Below are 15,627 nucleotides of genomic sequence, written 5' to 3'. Positions count from 1 at the left end.
GTCTGCGGTCATGCGTCGAGTACGAGCCCGTCATAACCAGGCTCGACACCCTTCGGAAGTTCGGCGATCAAGCTCGCATAATCCATGCTGTGGTCCATGTGGACGAGCGCGGTTCGCCCCGGCCGCAGTCGGTCGACCCATCCAAGCACGGCGGGCAACTCCATATGCGTCGGATGCGGTCGTCGCCGCAACGCATCGACGACCCAGACGTCGAGGTCTTCGTAAAGCTTGGCCATATCGTCGGTCATGATATTGAAATCGGTAGCATATCCGATCGAAACGCCGCCTGCTTCGAACCGCAGTCCAGCCGCGTGGATGTTACCGTGAGGTTGATCGGTAACACGAATTTCGATCCCGCCTATCGTCAGCCGATCGGGTAGCGTTTGTGCCGCAATCGTCGGCGGGTAGCCCGCTCGGCCGTGGAATGCATAGGTGAAACGCGAGTCCAGCGCCGCTAGCGTGGCGGGTCGCGCATAGCCGCGTACCGGCGTTCCTGCGGCGTGGTAGAGCTGGCGCAGATCGTCGATACCGTGGCAGTGATCCGCGTGATCGTGCGTCCAGATAACGGCGTCGACCCGGTCGACGTCGGCCGCGAGAAGTTGCTCGCGCATGTCCGGGCTAGTGTCGATCAGGATGCGCGTACCATCATGCTCGATCAGCGCGGACGCGCGCGTGCGGCGGTTGCGTGGTTCGGCAGGGTCGCAGTCGCCCCAGTCGTTACCGATCCGCGGGACGCCGGACGACGTGCCCGATCCGAGAATCGTGATCCTCATGCGCGCGTCTTGCCGAACAGCGTGTGGAAATTCTCGGCCGTACGGCGCGATAATTCCTCGACATCCTCACCGCGCAAGTCGGCCAGGAATTTTGCCGTGTCGGCGACGAAGCCGGGCTCTCCCGTCTTGCCACGATGCGGGACCGGCGCGAGAAACGGTGCGTCGGTCTCGATCAGAAGCCTCTCGATGGGCAAACGCGCGGCCGTCTCTTGCAGATCACGTGCGTTCTTGAAGGTGACGATACCCGATATCGAGATAAAAAGGCCCATGTCCAACGCCTTATCGGCGAAAGCTCCGCTCGCGGTGAAGCAATGGATGACGCCGGGATAGGCCCCCTTCCCCATTTCCTCGGCCATGATCGCGGCGGTATCGTCCTCGGCATCGCGTGTGTGGACGACGATCGGCAACCCGGTCTCGCGCGATGCCGTTATGTGCGCGCGAAAGCTCGCTTGCTGGCGGGCGCGATCGGACGTGTCGCGAAAATAATCCAGGCCACTTTCGCCCAGCCCCACCACGCGAGGATGACGTGCCCGTTCGATCAGCTTGGCGGCATCGACGTCGGGATAGGTGTCCGCCTCGTTCGGATGGATGCCAATCGTTGCCCAGACGTCGGGCTCGCGCTCTGCGGTCGCGACGATATCATCCCACTCGCTCTCGCGGGTCGAAATGTTCAGCATCGCCGTCACGCCCCGCGCTCGCGCCCGTGCAAGTACGGCTTGCTGATGCTCGACGAGCCCCTTGTAGTTGAGGTGGCAATGGCTGTCGGCGAGCATCAGGCCTCCGCGGGCAGTTCGAGACGGGGGAAGACGGGGGATGGTGGCGTAATCCGGAAGTCGGACGCAGCTACCCGGTCGTACCAGCGATCATCGTCGATCGCCGCATGATCGCGCTCGACCGCGCCGATCTGATCGAGCACCTTACCGGCGGAGTCCGGCACGACCGGCAGGATCGCGATCGCCAGCATGCGGATCGCGCGCACCAGCGTGCGCAAGACGGCGTGCATCCGGTCGGGATCGGTCTTGCGCAGTGCCCAGGGCGCCTGCGCGTCGATATACTGGTTGCAGGCGAACACACCGCGCATCCAGGCCTCGATACCCTGCGACAAGGCCAGATCCGTAAAGCCTGCCTTGAAGCCGGCACACGCGACGATGACCTCCTCGATTAAAACGCCATCCGCCTCGTGGACCGTACCCGCGGAGGGAAACACGCCTTCCAAGTTCTTGGCGATGAACGACAAAGTCCGCTGCGCCAGATTGCCGAAGCTGTTCGCCAGTTCGGCGTTCACACGGGTCACGATCGCCTCGGGAGAATAGCTCCCGTCCTGACCGAAGCTGACCTCCCGCAAGAAGAAATACCGCAGGGCGTCGACGCCGAACGCATCCGCCAACGCCATCGGGTCGACGACGTTGCCGACCGACTTGGACATCTTTTCGCCGCGTGTGAGCAGGAAGCCGTGACCGAACACGCTTTTCGGCAACGGAATGTTCGCGGACAACAGGAACGCGGGCCAGTAGACCGCGTGGAACCGGACGATATCCTTGCCGATCAGATGGATATCGGCGGGCCAGAACTTCGCCTTGTCGCCCGTCATGTCGGGATAGCCGATGCCGGTCAGATAGTTCGTCAGCGCGTCGACCCACACATACATGACGTGGCCGGGGCTGTCGGGCACCGGCACGCCCCAGTCGAAGCTGGTACGCGACACTGACAGATCCTTCAGACCACCCTCGACGAAACGCATCACCTCGTTGCGGCGGCTTTCGGGGCGGATAAAGTCCGGGTTGGCGGCGTAGAGATCGAGCAGCGGCTGCTGGTATTTCGACAGGCGAAAGAACCACGTTTCCTCGGCGGTCCATTCGACCGGCGTACCTTGCGGCGAACGGCGATCGTCGCCCTCCCCCTGTCAGTTCCGATTCATCGTAGAACGCCTCGTCGCGAACCGAATACCAGCCCTCGTAGCGATCGAGATACAGATCGCCCGAGTCCGCCATAGCTTGCCAGATGGCACGGCTGGCGGCGTAGTGATCCGTGTCCACGGTACGAATGAAACGGTCATAGGAGATGCCAAGACGATCCGCCATCACGCTGAAATGCGACGACATCTCGTCTGCGAACGCGCGCACCGGAATGCCCCTGTCGCGCGCGGCCTGCGCCATCTTCAAACCATGCTCGTCGGTACCGGTCTGGAACAGCACGTCGCGTCCCGCTTGACGCTGGAACCGGGCGATCGCGTCGGCGGCGATCATCTCATAGGCATGGCCGATATGCGGACGGCCATTGGGATAGTGGATCGCGGTGGTGATATAAAAGGGGTCGGCCATGGCGCGCTCCTAGAGCATCGGTCCGATCAGGTGAAGCCCGCGCTATGACCCCGCCGGAATGCTCGGACGATTCCGCTGCTTACTGGCGCAGCGACGCGACGATCCCGGCCATTTCGAAGACGGTCGCCTGGGCATCCAGCGAAAGTCCAACCGCCGCGCCGGCGAGATCGCGCGCAGCCGCATGGGCATCGAGCGCGGTACGCAAAGCAGGTCCGGATCGCGTGCGCGCCTGGTCCGCAACAAAGGCTTGCGCGCGGTCCAGGAACGCCTCGTATCGCGGTTGCGACGTCTTGCTCCCAAGCGCTTTTGCCAATTTCAGTCGCCGGCCATTATCACGGTCACCGTCGCGCGCGATCTCGGCAAGCGCGCTGTCGATGCCGGCGATATCCAGGCCGGCATAGCGTAGCGCCCTGCCCGGTGCCCCGTCGCTGGCACGGACGAGCGCGGCGACCTCTTCGTCATCCGCTTCGGGGCGGAGTACGCGGATCGCCTTCGTCACCTCGTCTTGGCCCAGTGCTTCGAACCGCAGCAATCGACACCGCGACCGGATCGTCGGCAGCAGTCGCCCGGGTGCGTGGCTGACGAGCAGGAAGATCGTTCCAGCGGGCGGCTCCTCGAGGTTCTTGAGCAACGCATTGGCACCGCCGCGTTCGAGATCGTCAATCGCATCGATCACCACCACGCGGCGCGGACTCATCGATGGCGTCGTCGCGAACAGCGGCTGGAGCGTGCGGACCTGCGCGATGGTGATGCTTCGCGCCAGGTCCTGGTCGGGTTTCTCCGGATCCTTTGGAAGACGCGCGAGCACACGGTAGTCCGGGTGAGACCCCGCCTCGATTAATGACCGCGTGCGGTCGCCCTGCGGCACGTCGAACCCAGCCGGAGTGGCATCGGGATTGGCGCCGTCAGCCAGCATCCGCATCGCCGCCAGCCGCGCGAAACTCGCCTTGCCGACACCTTGCGGTCCGGTCAGCAGCCAGGCGTGATGCAGCGCGCCGCCACGCATCGCCGCAAGGAAAGCGGACTGCGCGGCGGCGTTGCCGAATATCTCAGTCATGCCCGTCGCGCGTCCGGGACATGCATCGTCATCCGAAGAACCCGGTCAGGCCTGCCCAGGCACGACCGAAGAAGCCGGCTACGGCGACATCCTTGTCTGCGACGAGCGGCATGCGCTGCTGCAGGCCGTCCGACGTCGTTACGACGAGATCCGCAATGTGCTGGCCAGCCTTGATCGGCGCCTTGATCGGGCCCTCGTACACGACCTTGGCAGTAAGGTTCGGCGAGGTACCGGCGGGCAAAGTCACGGTCAGTGCCTTGGGCGCGACGAGACCGACCGACGAGGCATCGCCGAGCTGGACCGCTGCGGTCTCGACCTTCTTGCCCTTGGCGACGATCGGCTTCGACTGCCATGCGCGAAAGCCCCACTCCATGAAACGCACTGATTCTTCCGCGCGCTGCCCCGCGCTCGTCAGGCCGGCGACGACCATGACCAGGCGGCGCCCGTTTTGCACGGCCGAGCCGGTGAAGCCGTAGCCCGCCTCCTCGGTATGCCCGGTCTTCAGGCCATCGGCACCGGCGACGCGCCCGAGGATCGGATCGCGGTTTGCCTGGGTGATGGCGCTGCCGCCCATCGTCTTGCCCCAGGTGAAGTCGCGCTTCGAGTAGAACTGCTTGTAGAGGTCTGGATAGTTGTTGATCGTCGCGGCTGCGAGTTCGGCAAGGTCATGTGCGGTGACGTAGGTGACGCCGTTGTCGGGCCAACCGTTCGCGGTACCGAAATGGCTGTCCTTGAGGCCGAGTTCGGCTGCCTTGCGGTTCATCCGCTCGGTGAAGGCCTGCTCCGAACCGGAGATCCCTTCGGCAAGCACGATGCACGCGTCGTTACCCGATAGCGTGACAATACCGTAAAGCAGGTTGGCGACGCTGACGTTCTCGCCGGACGACAGGAACATCGTCGAACCCGCGGTCGGGCCATGCCATTTCGCCCAGGTCTCGGGACGCACGGTCATCATCTGGTCGAGCTTCAACTCGCCCTTCTTGACCATGTCGAACGCGACATAGACCGTCATCATCTTGGCGAGCGACGCCGGCGGCATGCGGCGGTCGGCATCACGCGAGAACAACACTGCGCCTGAGGACAGATCCTCCATGTACGCGATCGGCGCGGCGGTCTGGAACTGCGGCGCAGCAGCGATGGACGGATGCGCCAGCGCGAGGGCGGCAAGCGGTGCGACGATCAGCTTCTTCATGGGGTATTCCGTGAGCAAAAGGGAACTCAATCCGTGGGCAGGACCTGGGCATCGCCATAGCCGCGCTCGGCGACCGCGTCACGCGCGCGTTGCAGGCTGATAGCATCTTTGAACGGGCCGATGCGGACGCGGTACAGGCCACCGCCTTCGACCACGTCCGCATCGAGGCGCTTGGCCAAGGCGGTCGCGCGCGCTTCGTTCGAGAAGGTCGCGACCTGCAACAGATACCGACGGCCGGGTATCAGCGTCACCGGTGCACGAGACGGCAAGGTGTCGGTGCTCATCGCGCGGGTATAGGTGGCGGGTTGCAGAGCGACAGCCTTACCCGCCCTCAGCAGTGAAGCGTCCCGCATCGACGGCACGATCGCGCGGATGCGGACGGTTGCCACCTGATGGCGGTCGGTGCCGAGCATGTGCGCTGCGGCGCGGGACAAGTCGATCATCCGGTCACGACGACCGGGGCCGCGATCGTTGATGCGGACCAGAATCGACCGGCCGGTCTCGATCGAGGTGACTTCGACGAAAGACCCGAGCGGCAGTGTGCGATGCGCCGCGGTCATCGCATCCGGATCGAACGCCTCGCCCGATGCCGTGCGGTTGCCCGACAATTCGTCGCCGTACCAGCTTGCCGTGCCGGTATCCTGATAGCTGCCGTACAGTCCGCCGCCAGCCGACAGTATCGCGCCACCGCTTTCGCGCGCGTGACCACAGGCGGCGAGCGCGAACGCCAGGCTCAGGGCCCTAGCGCTCGACCGCATCGGCCAGCAATCCGACCGACAGCGCATAGAAATTCGAACAATTGTAATCGAGGATCACGCGGTAGTTGCTGGTCAGCAGATACGCGGTCGCGCCCGGGCCATCCGGTTCGAGCAACGTCGCCATCACCGAACCGTCCAGCGATCTACCGCTTTGCGGGCTGACACCCAGGGCGCGCCACTCGGCGATCGTCCGCCAGCCGCTATGCCGTTCGAACACGCGCGGGCAGCGCGGCGAGACGAGGCGGTTGCGGACCTGCGATCGGTCGAACCCGGCGGGCACGTTGACTGCGACCCCCCAGGGCTGACCAGCCCGCCAGCCGGCATCGACAAAGTAGTTGCCGATCGACGCGAGCGTGTCGGCGGGGCTGTTCCATATATCCGCGCGGCCATCCCCATCGCCGTCTCGCGCGATCCGCAGGTAGATGGACGGCAGGAACTGCGGGTTGCCCATGGCCCCTGCCCAGCTTCCCTTCAATTGCGACCGCGTCACGCCGCGATCGAGCATCTTCAACCCGGCGATGAACTCGCCCGCGAACAGCGACCTCCGCCGGCCTTCATAGGCGAGGCTCGCGAGCGATCGCAGGAGATCGAAGTCGCCGGTGTAGCTGCCGTAGTTCGTCTCATGGCCCCAGATCGCGACCATGACCGATTCGGGAACGCCGGTCTGCTGCTCGATCCGCTGCAGCCGATAGCGCTGCGCCTGATAGGTCTGGCGACCGCGCGCGATCCTCGCGGCGTCGACATGCTGCGTTCGATACGGCGCGAAGGCGGGTATCGCGCTGGAGTTCGTTGCGCCCGGCTGTGCCCGGTCGAGTTCGATCACGCGAGGGTTGAGCGTCAGCGTCGGAAAGACCGCATCCGCCGTACGCGCGCTGACACCATCGGCCAGCGCCTGCTGACGCAGTTCGCGCATGTACGACTGAAACCCTGCGTCGTCCTGCGCCGCTGCCGGTCCGCCGAAGGACAGCATTGCGATCGCGCCGAAAGCGCCGTTGCGCAGCCAAGTCGCTGCTCGTGTTACCCCCACCCATGCCGAAGGATGTGCCACAGACACCAGCGGATCGGAACCTCGCACCGTCGCACGGTTGCCACGCACAGGCGCTTGGTGGCGCTGAGCGGAAGCCTATCGCGCTAACCCGCCCCGTCGCTCGAGACCGTTGGCGCTGCGTGATAGCTATCCTTCATCGGGCACGGCACCTTTTACCCTGTCGGCAATTCCGGCTATCGGCCTGCCATTCGCGGGACGGCGGTGGCAAACACCGAGACCGACGGAACGAGGAGTGATGCCGTGATCGAGGTCAATTTCGATGGAATCGTCGGTCCGACGCACAATTATGCAGGGCTCTCGATCGGCAACCGTGCGTCGTCCGCCAACGCCGGTGCGGTGTCCGCGCCGCGCTTGGCCGCGCTTCAGGGTATGGGCAAGATGCGTCGCCTGATGGCCATGGGCCTGAAGCAAGGCGTCCTCCTGCCGCACGTCAGGCCGCAGGTCGCTTGGCTGAGGACGCTCGGTTTCGCGGGTTCCGATGCGGAAGTCCTGTCGGCGGCGTGGACAACTGATCGTGCGCTGGTCGCCAACGCGATGTCGGCGTCGTCGATGTGGACCGCGAATGCAGGCACGGTTTCCCCGGCGACCGACACGGATGACGGCCTTTGCCATATCTCGGTCGCGAACCTGTCGACGATGCCGCACCGGGCGATCGAGGCCGTGCAGACCGAACGACAACTCCGCCTTGCGTTTTCGGACGCGCGGTATTTCCGAGTGCATCCCCCCCTGCCCGCCGCGTTCGGGGATGAAGGCGCCGCCAATTTCATGCGGCTGGTCTCGCCCGCAGGCGCCGCCGCGGTAGAGATGTTCGTCTATGGCGAGGGGCAGGCGGGTGGCTTCCCCTCGCGTCAGCACCGCAGCGCGAGCGAGGCGGTCGCACGCCGCCACGGCCTCGATACGCGCCATACGCTGATGGTTCGGCAAAGCGAGGCGGCGATCGCGGCCGGTGCTTTCCATAATGACGTGGTTGCGGTGGCCAACGGTCACGTCCTGTTCGCGCATGAGCAGGCGTTCGCCGATCCTTGCGCGCTGTACGATGCGGTGGCGGCGCTCGTCCCCGACGCGGTGATCGTCGAGGTTCCGGCAGATCAGGTGAGCCTCGACACAGCGATCCGGACGTATCTGTTCAATTCCCAACTGGTCACGATGCCGGATGGGGGAATGACCCTTGTCCTGCCTGCCGAAGCACGCGAGCACGCCGATGTCTGGACTTGGCTGTCGGAATTGATCGCAACCGGGGGGCCGATCACCCGACTGGAGATCGTCGACGTCCGCGAATCTATGCGCAACGGCGGCGGTCCCGCGTGTCTCCGGCTTCGCGTTCAGGTCGATGCGGAAGCGTTTGCTGCGATCGATCGCCGCTTCCTGCTCGATGATGCGGCCTGCAACCGAATCGAAGCGGTCATTGCGCGCGAATGGCCCGAAGCGATTGCGCCCGATGATCTGGGCAATCCCCGACTTTGGGAGCAGTGCCTCCGTGGCCACTCGGCCTTGACCGCAGCGCTCGGTTTCAGCCCTGACGAGATCTGACCGGTGGCGCACTCTGGCCAGGAGTGCGCCACCGGGTCGCTTTCGGATCCAGACTAAACCGACGTTGCCCGTCGCTGAACTGCCGTCGATGTATGGGCCGCGATAGCTGACGGACCCGCGCGCGCTGAACTTCTTGTCGTCGTAATAGAGCGTACCGTTCTACGCGCGCTTCGACAGGCCGTAGAGCGTTGCCGTGCGCGTCGTGTTCGGCAACGCACCGAGCACGACGCATTCGCCCTGGCGCCACTGGCCAGGACCAGTTCGGCACCGGCACCTATCGCCGCCCTAGGCGTCCAGTCATCGCCGGACATCGAGGCCGCCGGCGAGATATGCGTCGATATCAGCTTGGCGGAACAGGCTCGCATCGCCCGGCAACGAATGTTTCAGCGCCGCGAGGGGCCAAGCCGACGCGCGCGGTTTCGGCGATGCCCTTGCCCGACCGCAGGCCATGCAGGATACCCGCCGCGAACGCGTCGCCGCCGCCGATCCGATCGACGATACCGGCCAGCACGACCTCGTCGGTCTGAACGCTAGCGTCGCGCGTATCGATCCTCGCGGAAAGGCGGTGGAGATCGACGTGTTCGACATGACGCGCGGTGGATGCGATCGTCTGCAAGCGAGGGAACGCGGCGAACGCCGCCTCCGTCGCTTCGCGGCGGCGATCTTCGGCCTCGCCGGAGAAGTCGCGATCGAGCAGCAGGGCGATGTCGCGGTGATTGCCGAACATCAGGTCCGCATGCTCGACGAGTTGCGTCAGGATCGCGCGCGGGTTCGAGTCCCACCGTTCCCACAGCTTGCCGCGCCAATTGCCGTCGAACGAGACCGCAATTCCGCGTTCGGTCGCGGCACGAACCGCGGTCAGCGCCGCTTCCGCCGGGACCGGGCCGAGCGCCGGGGTGATGCCGGACAGATGCAGGCGATCGACGCCGTCGAGCAGCGAAGTCCAGTCCCAGGTGTCAGCAGGTGCCTCCGCGAACGACGACCAGGCCCGGTCGTAGATGACTTCGGTGGCGCGAAGGCCTGCGCCCGACGTCACGAAATACAGCCCCATCCGGTCGCCGCCCAGTGTGATCGTCGACGTGTCGACACCATGACCACGCAACGTCGTTATCGCCGCGCGGCCGAGATCGTTGTCGGGGACCATCGTTGCCATCCCGACGTCGTGACCGAGCCGTGCAAGCTGCGTCACGACGTTCGCCTCTGCGCCTGCGACCCAAACGTCGAGCTTCGGCGTCTGCAACAGCAACTCGCGACCCGGCGGGGAAAGCCGTAACATGATCTCGCCGAACGCCAGGAATTTCGTCATATTGCCCCTTCGTCTGATCCGCCCAGCACGGGGAGGACGGCCTTGCTTGGTCGTGGTGAAGCGTGCGTGCCACGATGGATACGCCAGCGGAAGCCCCTTCCCGTTAGCGTGAGACTGGCCCCCCGCTTCCGTGCCGGGACGAACGTCACCGAGCGAGCCAGCCGCCATCGACGGCGAGGATGTGGCTTTTCCTCTCGGGCGGCGATCGTATCCGCCTTGCGGCCGACGGCCTTTCGACGGTCGGCTCTGTCAAAAAAATCAATGATCCTTGGGCTACCCAGAAGACTGGATCGTCGACGGCTTCTCATCCGAGGGCCCCGAAAGGACCGCATACGGCTGGTTCAGCATGAAGGGCGGCGACCTCTGGACGCCGCTCACCAAGCCAAAGGGTGGCGCCGCAGTCTCGCACGGCCAAGCGAATCCGACAATTTTGAGAAGCTCGCGCTTGGCACGAGATGGAGTTTTTTCGCCCACGTCCAAACGAGGCAAAGCGCCCATCGATCACCGGCAACACGCTGACCCTCGCCGCTAACGGCTCCGCGCCCGTGAACTCATCTCCGCTGTAGCTGATCGCCGGGGATACGCGATACCGCTTCGACTGCGACTCCCGGCACCACTGCTGGGCTCCTCCTGTTCTACGACGACAAGCTTTATTGCGGTCTTGGCCTCGACGGGGATCGTTTCGTCACGCATCAATGTGGCGCCCAGCGCGGCCGCCCCGCCAACCCGCATGGCCGTTCGATGTTGATCCGCGTGACCAACAACCGCCACATCGTCACGTACGCCATGAGCGGAGATGGCGACCGGACTTGGCGCCGGTTCGATCGGCGGATCGAGGTTTCGGGTTTACCACTACGACGTCCGCGGCGGCTTCGTGATGCTCCGGCCGGGGTAAACGCTGCGGGAAGAGGTAGCGCACGCTTCCGAAATTTCCGATTTACTGCTATCTGATCGAGACTACCTGCCGGTCCTGTTGATCGCGCGCCTGCGTGCTTGCTGCGCGTCCAAAACCTTGGGGAGTCCGGTTTGCAGATTGTGACCTTGTGCCTGTTCCTGTTGCTCGCCGTCGTGGTGAGCGGCATCGCGTCGCGCATGCTGCCGTCGGCGCTGCCACGTCCGCTCGTACAGATCGCGCTCGGCGCACTCATCGGCATGGTCGCGCATGTCCGGGTCGAACTCGATCCCGAACTCTTCTTCCTTCTCTGCTCGTGCCGCCGCTCCTGTTCCTCGACGGCTGGCGCATTCCCAAGGACGAACTCTTTCGCGATAGTGGCGCCGTGTTGGGGCTCGCGCTCGGCCTCGTTTTCCTCACCGTCCTTGGCATGGGCCTCTTCGTCCATTGGCTGATCCCGGCGATGCCGCTGGGGGTCGCGTTCGCGCTCGCGGCCGTGGTGTCGCCGACCGATCCTATTGCCGTCTCCGCGGTCGCCCAGAACGCGCCGATCCCGAAGCGGATGATGCATATCCTCGAAGGCGAGGCGTTGCTGAACGACGCGTCCGGCCTGGTCTGCGTCCGCTTTGCGATCGCCGCCGTACTGACCGGCACCTTCTCGTTCGCCGATGCCGCGGCGACGTTCGCGTGGATGGCGGTCGCCGGGGTTGCGATCGGCGTCGGTGTCGCGCTCGGTATCGTCGCGACCAAGAGCGCCTTCGCACGACGGTTCGGTGACGAGGCCGGCTCGAACATCCTCGTCAGCTTGTTGATCCCGTTCGCCGCCTATCTACTGGCCGAACACATCCACGCGTCTGGCGTTCTCGCTGCCGCCGCCGCGGGTATTGCGATGACCTTTACCGACGCGACCACGGCGGTCGCCGCCGGTACGCGCATCCGCAGGCGCGCGGTGTGGGACATGCTCCAGTTCACCCTGAACGGCGTGATCTTCGTGCTGCTCGGCGAGCAACTGCCCGAGGTGTTCGTTCGCGCCCGCGACACCGTGACGTCGACCGGGCACGTCAGCCCGTGGTGGTTGGCCGTCTATGTCATTGCCGTCGTCGCCGGGTTGGCGATCCTTCGCTACGGCTGGGTCTGGGTTTCGCTCCAGTTCACGCTTCTTCGCGCACGGCGGCGCAACGATACGACCGCGGGCGAAAGCCCACCACGGCGTATCATCGCGGCGATGTCGTGCGCGGGCGCGCGTGGTGCCATCACCTTGGCAGGCGCGCTCACGCTTCCGTTGAGCCTCGCCGACGGTACGCCCTTCCCGGCGCGCGATCTCGTTATCTTCCTTGCGTCGGGCGTCATCCTGTCGTCGCTAATCATTGCCGCCGTCGCGCTGCCATTGCTGCTGCGGGGCCTCAGCCTGCCGCCCGAAACCGGCATCGGTGCCGCACGCGATCAGGCTCGGCTTGTTGCGGCCAATGCGGCGATCGCCGAACTCGACCGTGTTCAACACCGGATGGCCGAGGGGGCGCGACGATCCCGATCGCTTCACCGATGTCGCGGCGCGATTGATGGACCAGTACCGCGAACGCATCGACAGCCTGTCGTCGCGGCCGGAGGACCGCGCGCGGCAAGGCGACGTCAAGATCGAACGGGACATGCGGCTTGCGGCGGTACGTGCTGAGCGCAACGCGATCTTCGACCTTGCAAGGCGCCGGGAGATCGGGGTGGAACTGGCGGAGCAACTCGGGCGCGAGCTCGACCTGATCGATGCGCGGTTGTCGCGGCAGGGCTTGGCTTAACCGGAGCGAAATAGCGCCCCGTCCGTCCGTGTGACTGAAACCGACGGGGCGCTGAAGGTACGCGTTACTTGGGCGATGCCTCTACTTCGCGATATGCCGTTCGAAGGTGAATTAGAAATGAACGAGGTGCCCCGCCCGTCCGTGCGACACTCTCGTATCCGGGCAGGGGCACCGAGGACGCAGCGCCTTTCGGCAGCGCGTCACTGTCACTCAAGCTAGCAGGCGGCGGCGAAGTTAGAAGCGCAGTCCATCACGGGAAAGCCTCGCTTTGCCCGATATTTGTTCCAATAATCATGTTGTTGAACTGCGCGAGACGGACTCAGGTTTTGGGTGTGCCAGGCAACTTAACTTGGCGCAATGCTGCAATCATTTTCCGTGCGCCGGACGGAGCCACGCGCCGGAATAGATCGAAGAGATCGTCGTCGTCGAACGAGTCGACATCCGTGCCGATCGGGAGTGCGATCGCTTGGCGGCTACGCGCGCCGGGCTGAGCTTCCAGGACGATCGTTCGCCACGCCATCCCGACCGGAGGCTCGCCGCTCACGTCGCCGAACTCGCCCATCACCATGTTGCGGATCCGTAGCCGGCGATCGGGATGCTTCTCGAACCAGGATGCGTCCCCCGCCGTCGCAATCTCGACCGCTAGTATCTTGCCGCTCATGTCTGTCGTCCATCACGTTACGTTCCGTGGCTGGTGTTGCCATATTGCCGCAGAGGCAAGCGCTATCTGGCTCGGTCGGAACGCGGCTATTGATAATAGTTATCAAAAACATTAGCGGGGCGCGATAACGTAAAGGGAATCATATGACACGTCGTCTTGGCATCGCCATCTTGCTGGGCTCCGCGGCTTTCGCCGTCGCGCCGGGCTATGCACAGACTTTGCACGAGGACGCCTCGGACGTGATCGTCGTGACCGGACAGCATCCGCGAGACCAGGCATCCTCCGGGACCAAGACCGATACGCCACTCGCCGAGACGCCGCAGTCGATCACCGTCATCACCGCCGACGACATTGCCGGACGCAGTTTGCAGAACCTCAACCAGGCGCTCCGGTTCGTCGCCGGCGTGACCCCCGAAACGCGTGGGTCGAGCGGCGAGGTCTATGATCAGTTCAAGCTGCGTGGCTTCGATGCCCCGGTCTATCTCGACGGGTTGAAGCAGTTCGGCAGCCCGTCCGGCTACGCGGTGCCGCAGGTCGACGTCTCCCGGCTCGACCGGATCGAAGTCATCAAGGGCCCCGCATCGGTATTGTACGGCCAGTCGAGCCCCGGCGGCCTTGTCGCGGAATCGAGTAAGCTCCCGCTCGACCAGGCGCTATACGGGGCGATCAGCGGCACTTATGGCAACTACGATCTCTACCGCGTCGATGCCGACATCGGTGGCCGAGCCGGCGAAGGCGTCCTGTGGCGGATCAACGGCAGTGCGAACGGTGCCGACACGCAGCAGAAGTTCGGCAAGCGCGAGCGCCAGACGATCTCGGGTGCAGTAACGGCGGGCGCGGGCAGCTCGACCAGCTTCACGCTGCTCGGGGCCTATTCGCATGATCCGTACAACGGCGACTACGGCGTGTTCCCCGCGAGCGGCACGTTGCTTGCCAACCCCAACGGCAAGTTGCCGACCAGCTTCGACGGCGGCGAGGCGGGCAACCGCTTCAGCCGGGAGCAGGCGGCACTCACCTACATCTTCCGTCATGATTTCGGTGGTGGCTGGGCATTCCGCTCGTCGGGTCGCTATCAATATGTGAAGTCGGCGCTCGGGCTCATCTATACCGCAGGCGGCCTCAACACGACCGACCCGACGCAGCAGACTTTCAGCCGCGCATCCTATGCGACCCGCGAGCAGCTCAACAATTGGACGTTCGACAACCAGCTTTCCGGCACCGTCCAGACCGGCCCGATCAAGCACACACTCCTGTTCGGCGTAGATCGCCAGGTCGCGCACTCGCGCGAGCTTGCCGCGTTCGGCGTCGCGCCTCCCCTTAACGGCTTTGCCCCGGTCTACGGTACGGTGCCGGTTCCGACGACGCCGGAGCAGATCGGCGGCCAGTTTTCGATCAACGTACAGCAGCGTCAGCAGGGCATCTACGCACAGGACCAGATGGCGCTCGGCGACCTTCGCGTAGTCTTGAGCGGGCGGCAGGATTGGGCGCGCGCGCAACAGGACGGGCGTGTCAAACACGACAAGAAATTCACGTATCGTGCGGCCGCCCTCTATACGCTGCCGTTCGGTCTGGCGCCGTACGTCAGCTATTCGACGTCGTTCGAACAGCAAGCGAATCCGATCACGCAGAGCAACGGCCAGCCCGGGCTGGCAGACCCATCGCTCGGCAAGCAGATCGAGGCCGGTGCGAAGTTCAGCATTCCGGGAACGCAGATCCTGCTGTCCGGTGCATGGTTCCGTATCGACCAGACCAACGTCCTGACATCGACGCCCAATTTCAGCGTATCTCGGCAGACCGGCGGCGTTCGTTCGCAGGGTGTCGAATTTGAGGGGAGTGCCCCCCCTGCCCTACGGCTTCAACGCGCGCGTCGCGTTCAGCCGGCAGCGCGTCAAGGTTACCAGCGATGCCGACGCGCCGGCGCGTGTCGGTCGTGGGCTGGAAACCGTCGGACGTGGCGGGACGTCAGCCTATCTCGACTGGGCGCCACGCAGTGGTGGCCTCGAAGGGCTGACGATCGGCGGCGCGGTGCGTCACGTCGACCAAGTTTATGCGGGAGTAACGCCGGGCGAGACCGCGGGCCGCAACAGCCCGTCTTACACCGTTTATGATGCGCTGATCCGCTACGACCTCGAAAAGTTCGCGCCATCGCTGCGGGGCCTCAGCCTCGCCGTCAACGGTGCCAACATCCTCGACAAGAAGTATCTGACGTCGTGCTTCGCCAACTATAACTGGTGCTGGTACGGCAACCGCCGGACCGTGCAGGCGATGATCGGCTATCGTTTCTGAGTTGACGGCCTTG

The 15,627-nt window shown here is 64.7% G+C and carries 11 protein-coding genes and 4 pseudogenes; 5 read left to right on the top strand and 10 right to left on the bottom strand.

All coding sequences use genetic code 11. The annotated features are described in order from the left end of the window. Positions 1–8 precede the first annotated feature (8 nt). The 7 genes and pseudogenes from NHF48_RS05095 to NHF48_RS05065 form a co-directional block, all read right to left on the bottom strand. A complete protein-coding gene (locus NHF48_RS05095; protein ID WP_253070477.1) occupies positions 9–773 on the bottom strand; it encodes an MBL fold metallo-hydrolase in 765 nt (254 codons plus the stop codon). Next, the gene (locus tag NHF48_RS05090) at positions 770–1,546 is read right to left on the bottom strand and encodes a TatD family hydrolase (RefSeq protein ID WP_253070476.1); all 777 of its coding nucleotides are present in this window, start codon (positions 1,544–1,546) and stop codon (positions 770–772) included. Before NHF48_RS05090 ends, NHF48_RS05095 begins: the two co-directional genes overlap by 4 nt. Next, a pseudogene (metG, locus tag NHF48_RS05085) lies at positions 1,546–3,094 on the bottom strand (methionine--tRNA ligase). Before metG ends, NHF48_RS05090 begins: the two are co-directional and overlap by 1 nt. 79 nt (positions 3,095–3,173) lie before the next feature. Continuing rightward, positions 3,174–4,151 (bottom strand): AAA family ATPase, encoded by a 978-nt coding sequence (locus tag NHF48_RS05080; protein ID WP_253070475.1) that lies wholly within the window; start codon positions 4,149–4,151, stop codon positions 3,174–3,176. A gap of 28 nt (positions 4,152–4,179) precedes the next feature. Further along, the gene (locus tag NHF48_RS05075) at positions 4,180–5,343 is read right to left on the bottom strand and encodes a D-alanyl-D-alanine carboxypeptidase family protein (RefSeq protein ID WP_056058791.1); all 1,164 of its coding nucleotides are present in this window, start codon (positions 5,341–5,343) and stop codon (positions 4,180–4,182) included. A gap of 26 nt (positions 5,344–5,369) precedes the next feature. Next, positions 5,370–6,101, bottom strand: coding sequence for a septal ring lytic transglycosylase RlpA family protein (locus tag NHF48_RS05070; RefSeq protein WP_253070474.1), 732 nt, complete (start codon positions 6,099–6,101; stop codon positions 5,370–5,372). Continuing rightward, positions 6,085–7,071 (bottom strand): lytic murein transglycosylase, encoded by a 987-nt coding sequence (locus NHF48_RS05065; RefSeq protein WP_253070473.1) that lies wholly within the window; start codon positions 7,069–7,071, stop codon positions 6,085–6,087. The genes NHF48_RS05070 and NHF48_RS05065 overlap by 17 nt, the downstream gene beginning before the upstream one ends. A 279-nt stretch (positions 7,072–7,350) precedes the next feature. Here NHF48_RS05065 and NHF48_RS05060 point away from each other — a divergent pair, with 279 nt between their 5' ends. After that, positions 7,351–8,679: an N-succinylarginine dihydrolase gene (locus tag NHF48_RS05060; RefSeq protein ID WP_263816730.1), complete on the top strand. Its 1,329-nt coding sequence runs from the start codon at positions 7,351–7,353 to the stop codon at positions 8,677–8,679. A 297-nt stretch (positions 8,680–8,976) separates the two neighbouring features. On the opposite strand, the pseudogene NHF48_RS05055 reads toward NHF48_RS05060, so the two are convergent. After that, positions 8,977–9,985, bottom strand: a pseudogene (locus NHF48_RS05055) (sugar kinase). Between the two features lie 182 nt (positions 9,986–10,167). Here NHF48_RS05055 and NHF48_RS05050 point away from each other — a divergent pair. Next, positions 10,168–10,936, top strand: a pseudogene (locus NHF48_RS05050) (hypothetical protein); the annotation flags it as partial. A 6-nt stretch (positions 10,937–10,942) separates the two neighbouring features. On the opposite strand, the gene NHF48_RS05045 reads toward NHF48_RS05050, so the two are convergent. Beyond that, positions 10,943–11,149 carry a hypothetical protein gene (locus NHF48_RS05045; RefSeq protein ID WP_253072524.1) on the bottom strand — a complete coding sequence of 69 codons (207 nt, stop codon included), beginning with the start codon at positions 11,147–11,149 and terminating at the stop codon, positions 10,943–10,945. On the opposite strand from NHF48_RS05045, the pseudogene NHF48_RS05040 reads away from it, so the two are divergent. Then, positions 11,078–12,667 (top strand): annotated as a pseudogene (locus tag NHF48_RS05040) (Na+/H+ antiporter). The gene NHF48_RS05045 and the pseudogene NHF48_RS05040 sit on opposite strands and share 72 nt — an antisense overlap. Positions 12,668–12,986: 319 nt before the next feature. Here NHF48_RS05040 and NHF48_RS05035 read toward each other — a convergent pair. After that, positions 12,987–13,328: a hypothetical protein gene (locus NHF48_RS05035; protein WP_253070471.1), complete on the bottom strand. Its 342-nt coding sequence runs from the start codon at positions 13,326–13,328 to the stop codon at positions 12,987–12,989. A 143-nt stretch (positions 13,329–13,471) separates the two neighbouring features. Between NHF48_RS05035 and NHF48_RS24715 the strand changes: the two genes are divergently transcribed. Further along, positions 13,472–15,436, top strand: coding sequence for a TonB-dependent siderophore receptor (locus NHF48_RS24715; protein WP_342454588.1), 1,965 nt, complete (start codon positions 13,472–13,474; stop codon positions 15,434–15,436). Continuing rightward, positions 15,354–15,614 carry a hypothetical protein gene (locus tag NHF48_RS24710; RefSeq protein ID WP_342454587.1) on the top strand — a complete coding sequence of 87 codons (261 nt, stop codon included), beginning with the start codon at positions 15,354–15,356 and terminating at the stop codon, positions 15,612–15,614. The genes NHF48_RS24715 and NHF48_RS24710 overlap by 83 nt, the downstream gene beginning before the upstream one ends. Positions 15,615–15,627 lie beyond the last annotated feature (13 nt).

The sequence above is a fragment of the Sphingomonas sp. H160509 genome, assembly GCF_024124765.2.
Taxonomy (GTDB): Bacteria; Pseudomonadota; Alphaproteobacteria; order Sphingomonadales; family Sphingomonadaceae; genus Sphingomonas.
The sequence above is the reverse complement of the archived record's forward strand: the minus strand, read 5'-3'. Positions and strand labels throughout refer to the sequence as shown.

What these genes read in the sequence shown, in the direction of transcription:
- NHF48_RS05065 (WP_253070473.1), bottom strand. Translation starts at nt 7,071, where the DNA reads ATGCTGTCCTTCGGCGGACCGGCAGCGGCGCAGGACGACGCAGGGTTT.
- NHF48_RS05070 (WP_253070474.1), bottom strand. Translation starts at nt 6,101, where the DNA reads ATGCGGTCGAGCGCTAGGGCCCTGAGCCTGGCGTTCGCGCTCGCCGCC.
- NHF48_RS05075 (WP_056058791.1), bottom strand. Translation starts at nt 5,343, where the DNA reads ATGAAGAAGCTGATCGTCGCACCGCTTGCCGCCCTCGCGCTGGCGCAT.
- NHF48_RS24715 (WP_342454588.1), top strand. Translation starts at nt 13,472, where the DNA reads ATGACACGTCGTCTTGGCATCGCCATCTTGCTGGGCTCCGCGGCTTTC.
- NHF48_RS05035 (WP_253070471.1), bottom strand. Translation starts at nt 13,328, where the DNA reads ATGAGCGGCAAGATACTAGCGGTCGAGATTGCGACGGCGGGGGACGCA.
- NHF48_RS05080 (WP_253070475.1), bottom strand. Translation starts at nt 4,151, where the DNA reads ATGACTGAGATATTCGGCAACGCCGCCGCGCAGTCCGCTTTCCTTGCG.
- NHF48_RS05095 (WP_253070477.1), bottom strand. Translation starts at nt 773, where the DNA reads ATGAGGATCACGATTCTCGGATCGGGCACGTCGTCCGGCGTCCCGCGG.
- NHF48_RS05090 (WP_253070476.1), bottom strand. Translation starts at nt 1,546, where the DNA reads ATGCTCGCCGACAGCCATTGCCACCTCAACTACAAGGGGCTCGTCGAG.
- NHF48_RS05045 (WP_253072524.1), bottom strand. Translation starts at nt 11,149, where the DNA reads ATGCGCGACCATGCCGATGAGTGCGCCGAGCGCGATCTGTACGAGCGG.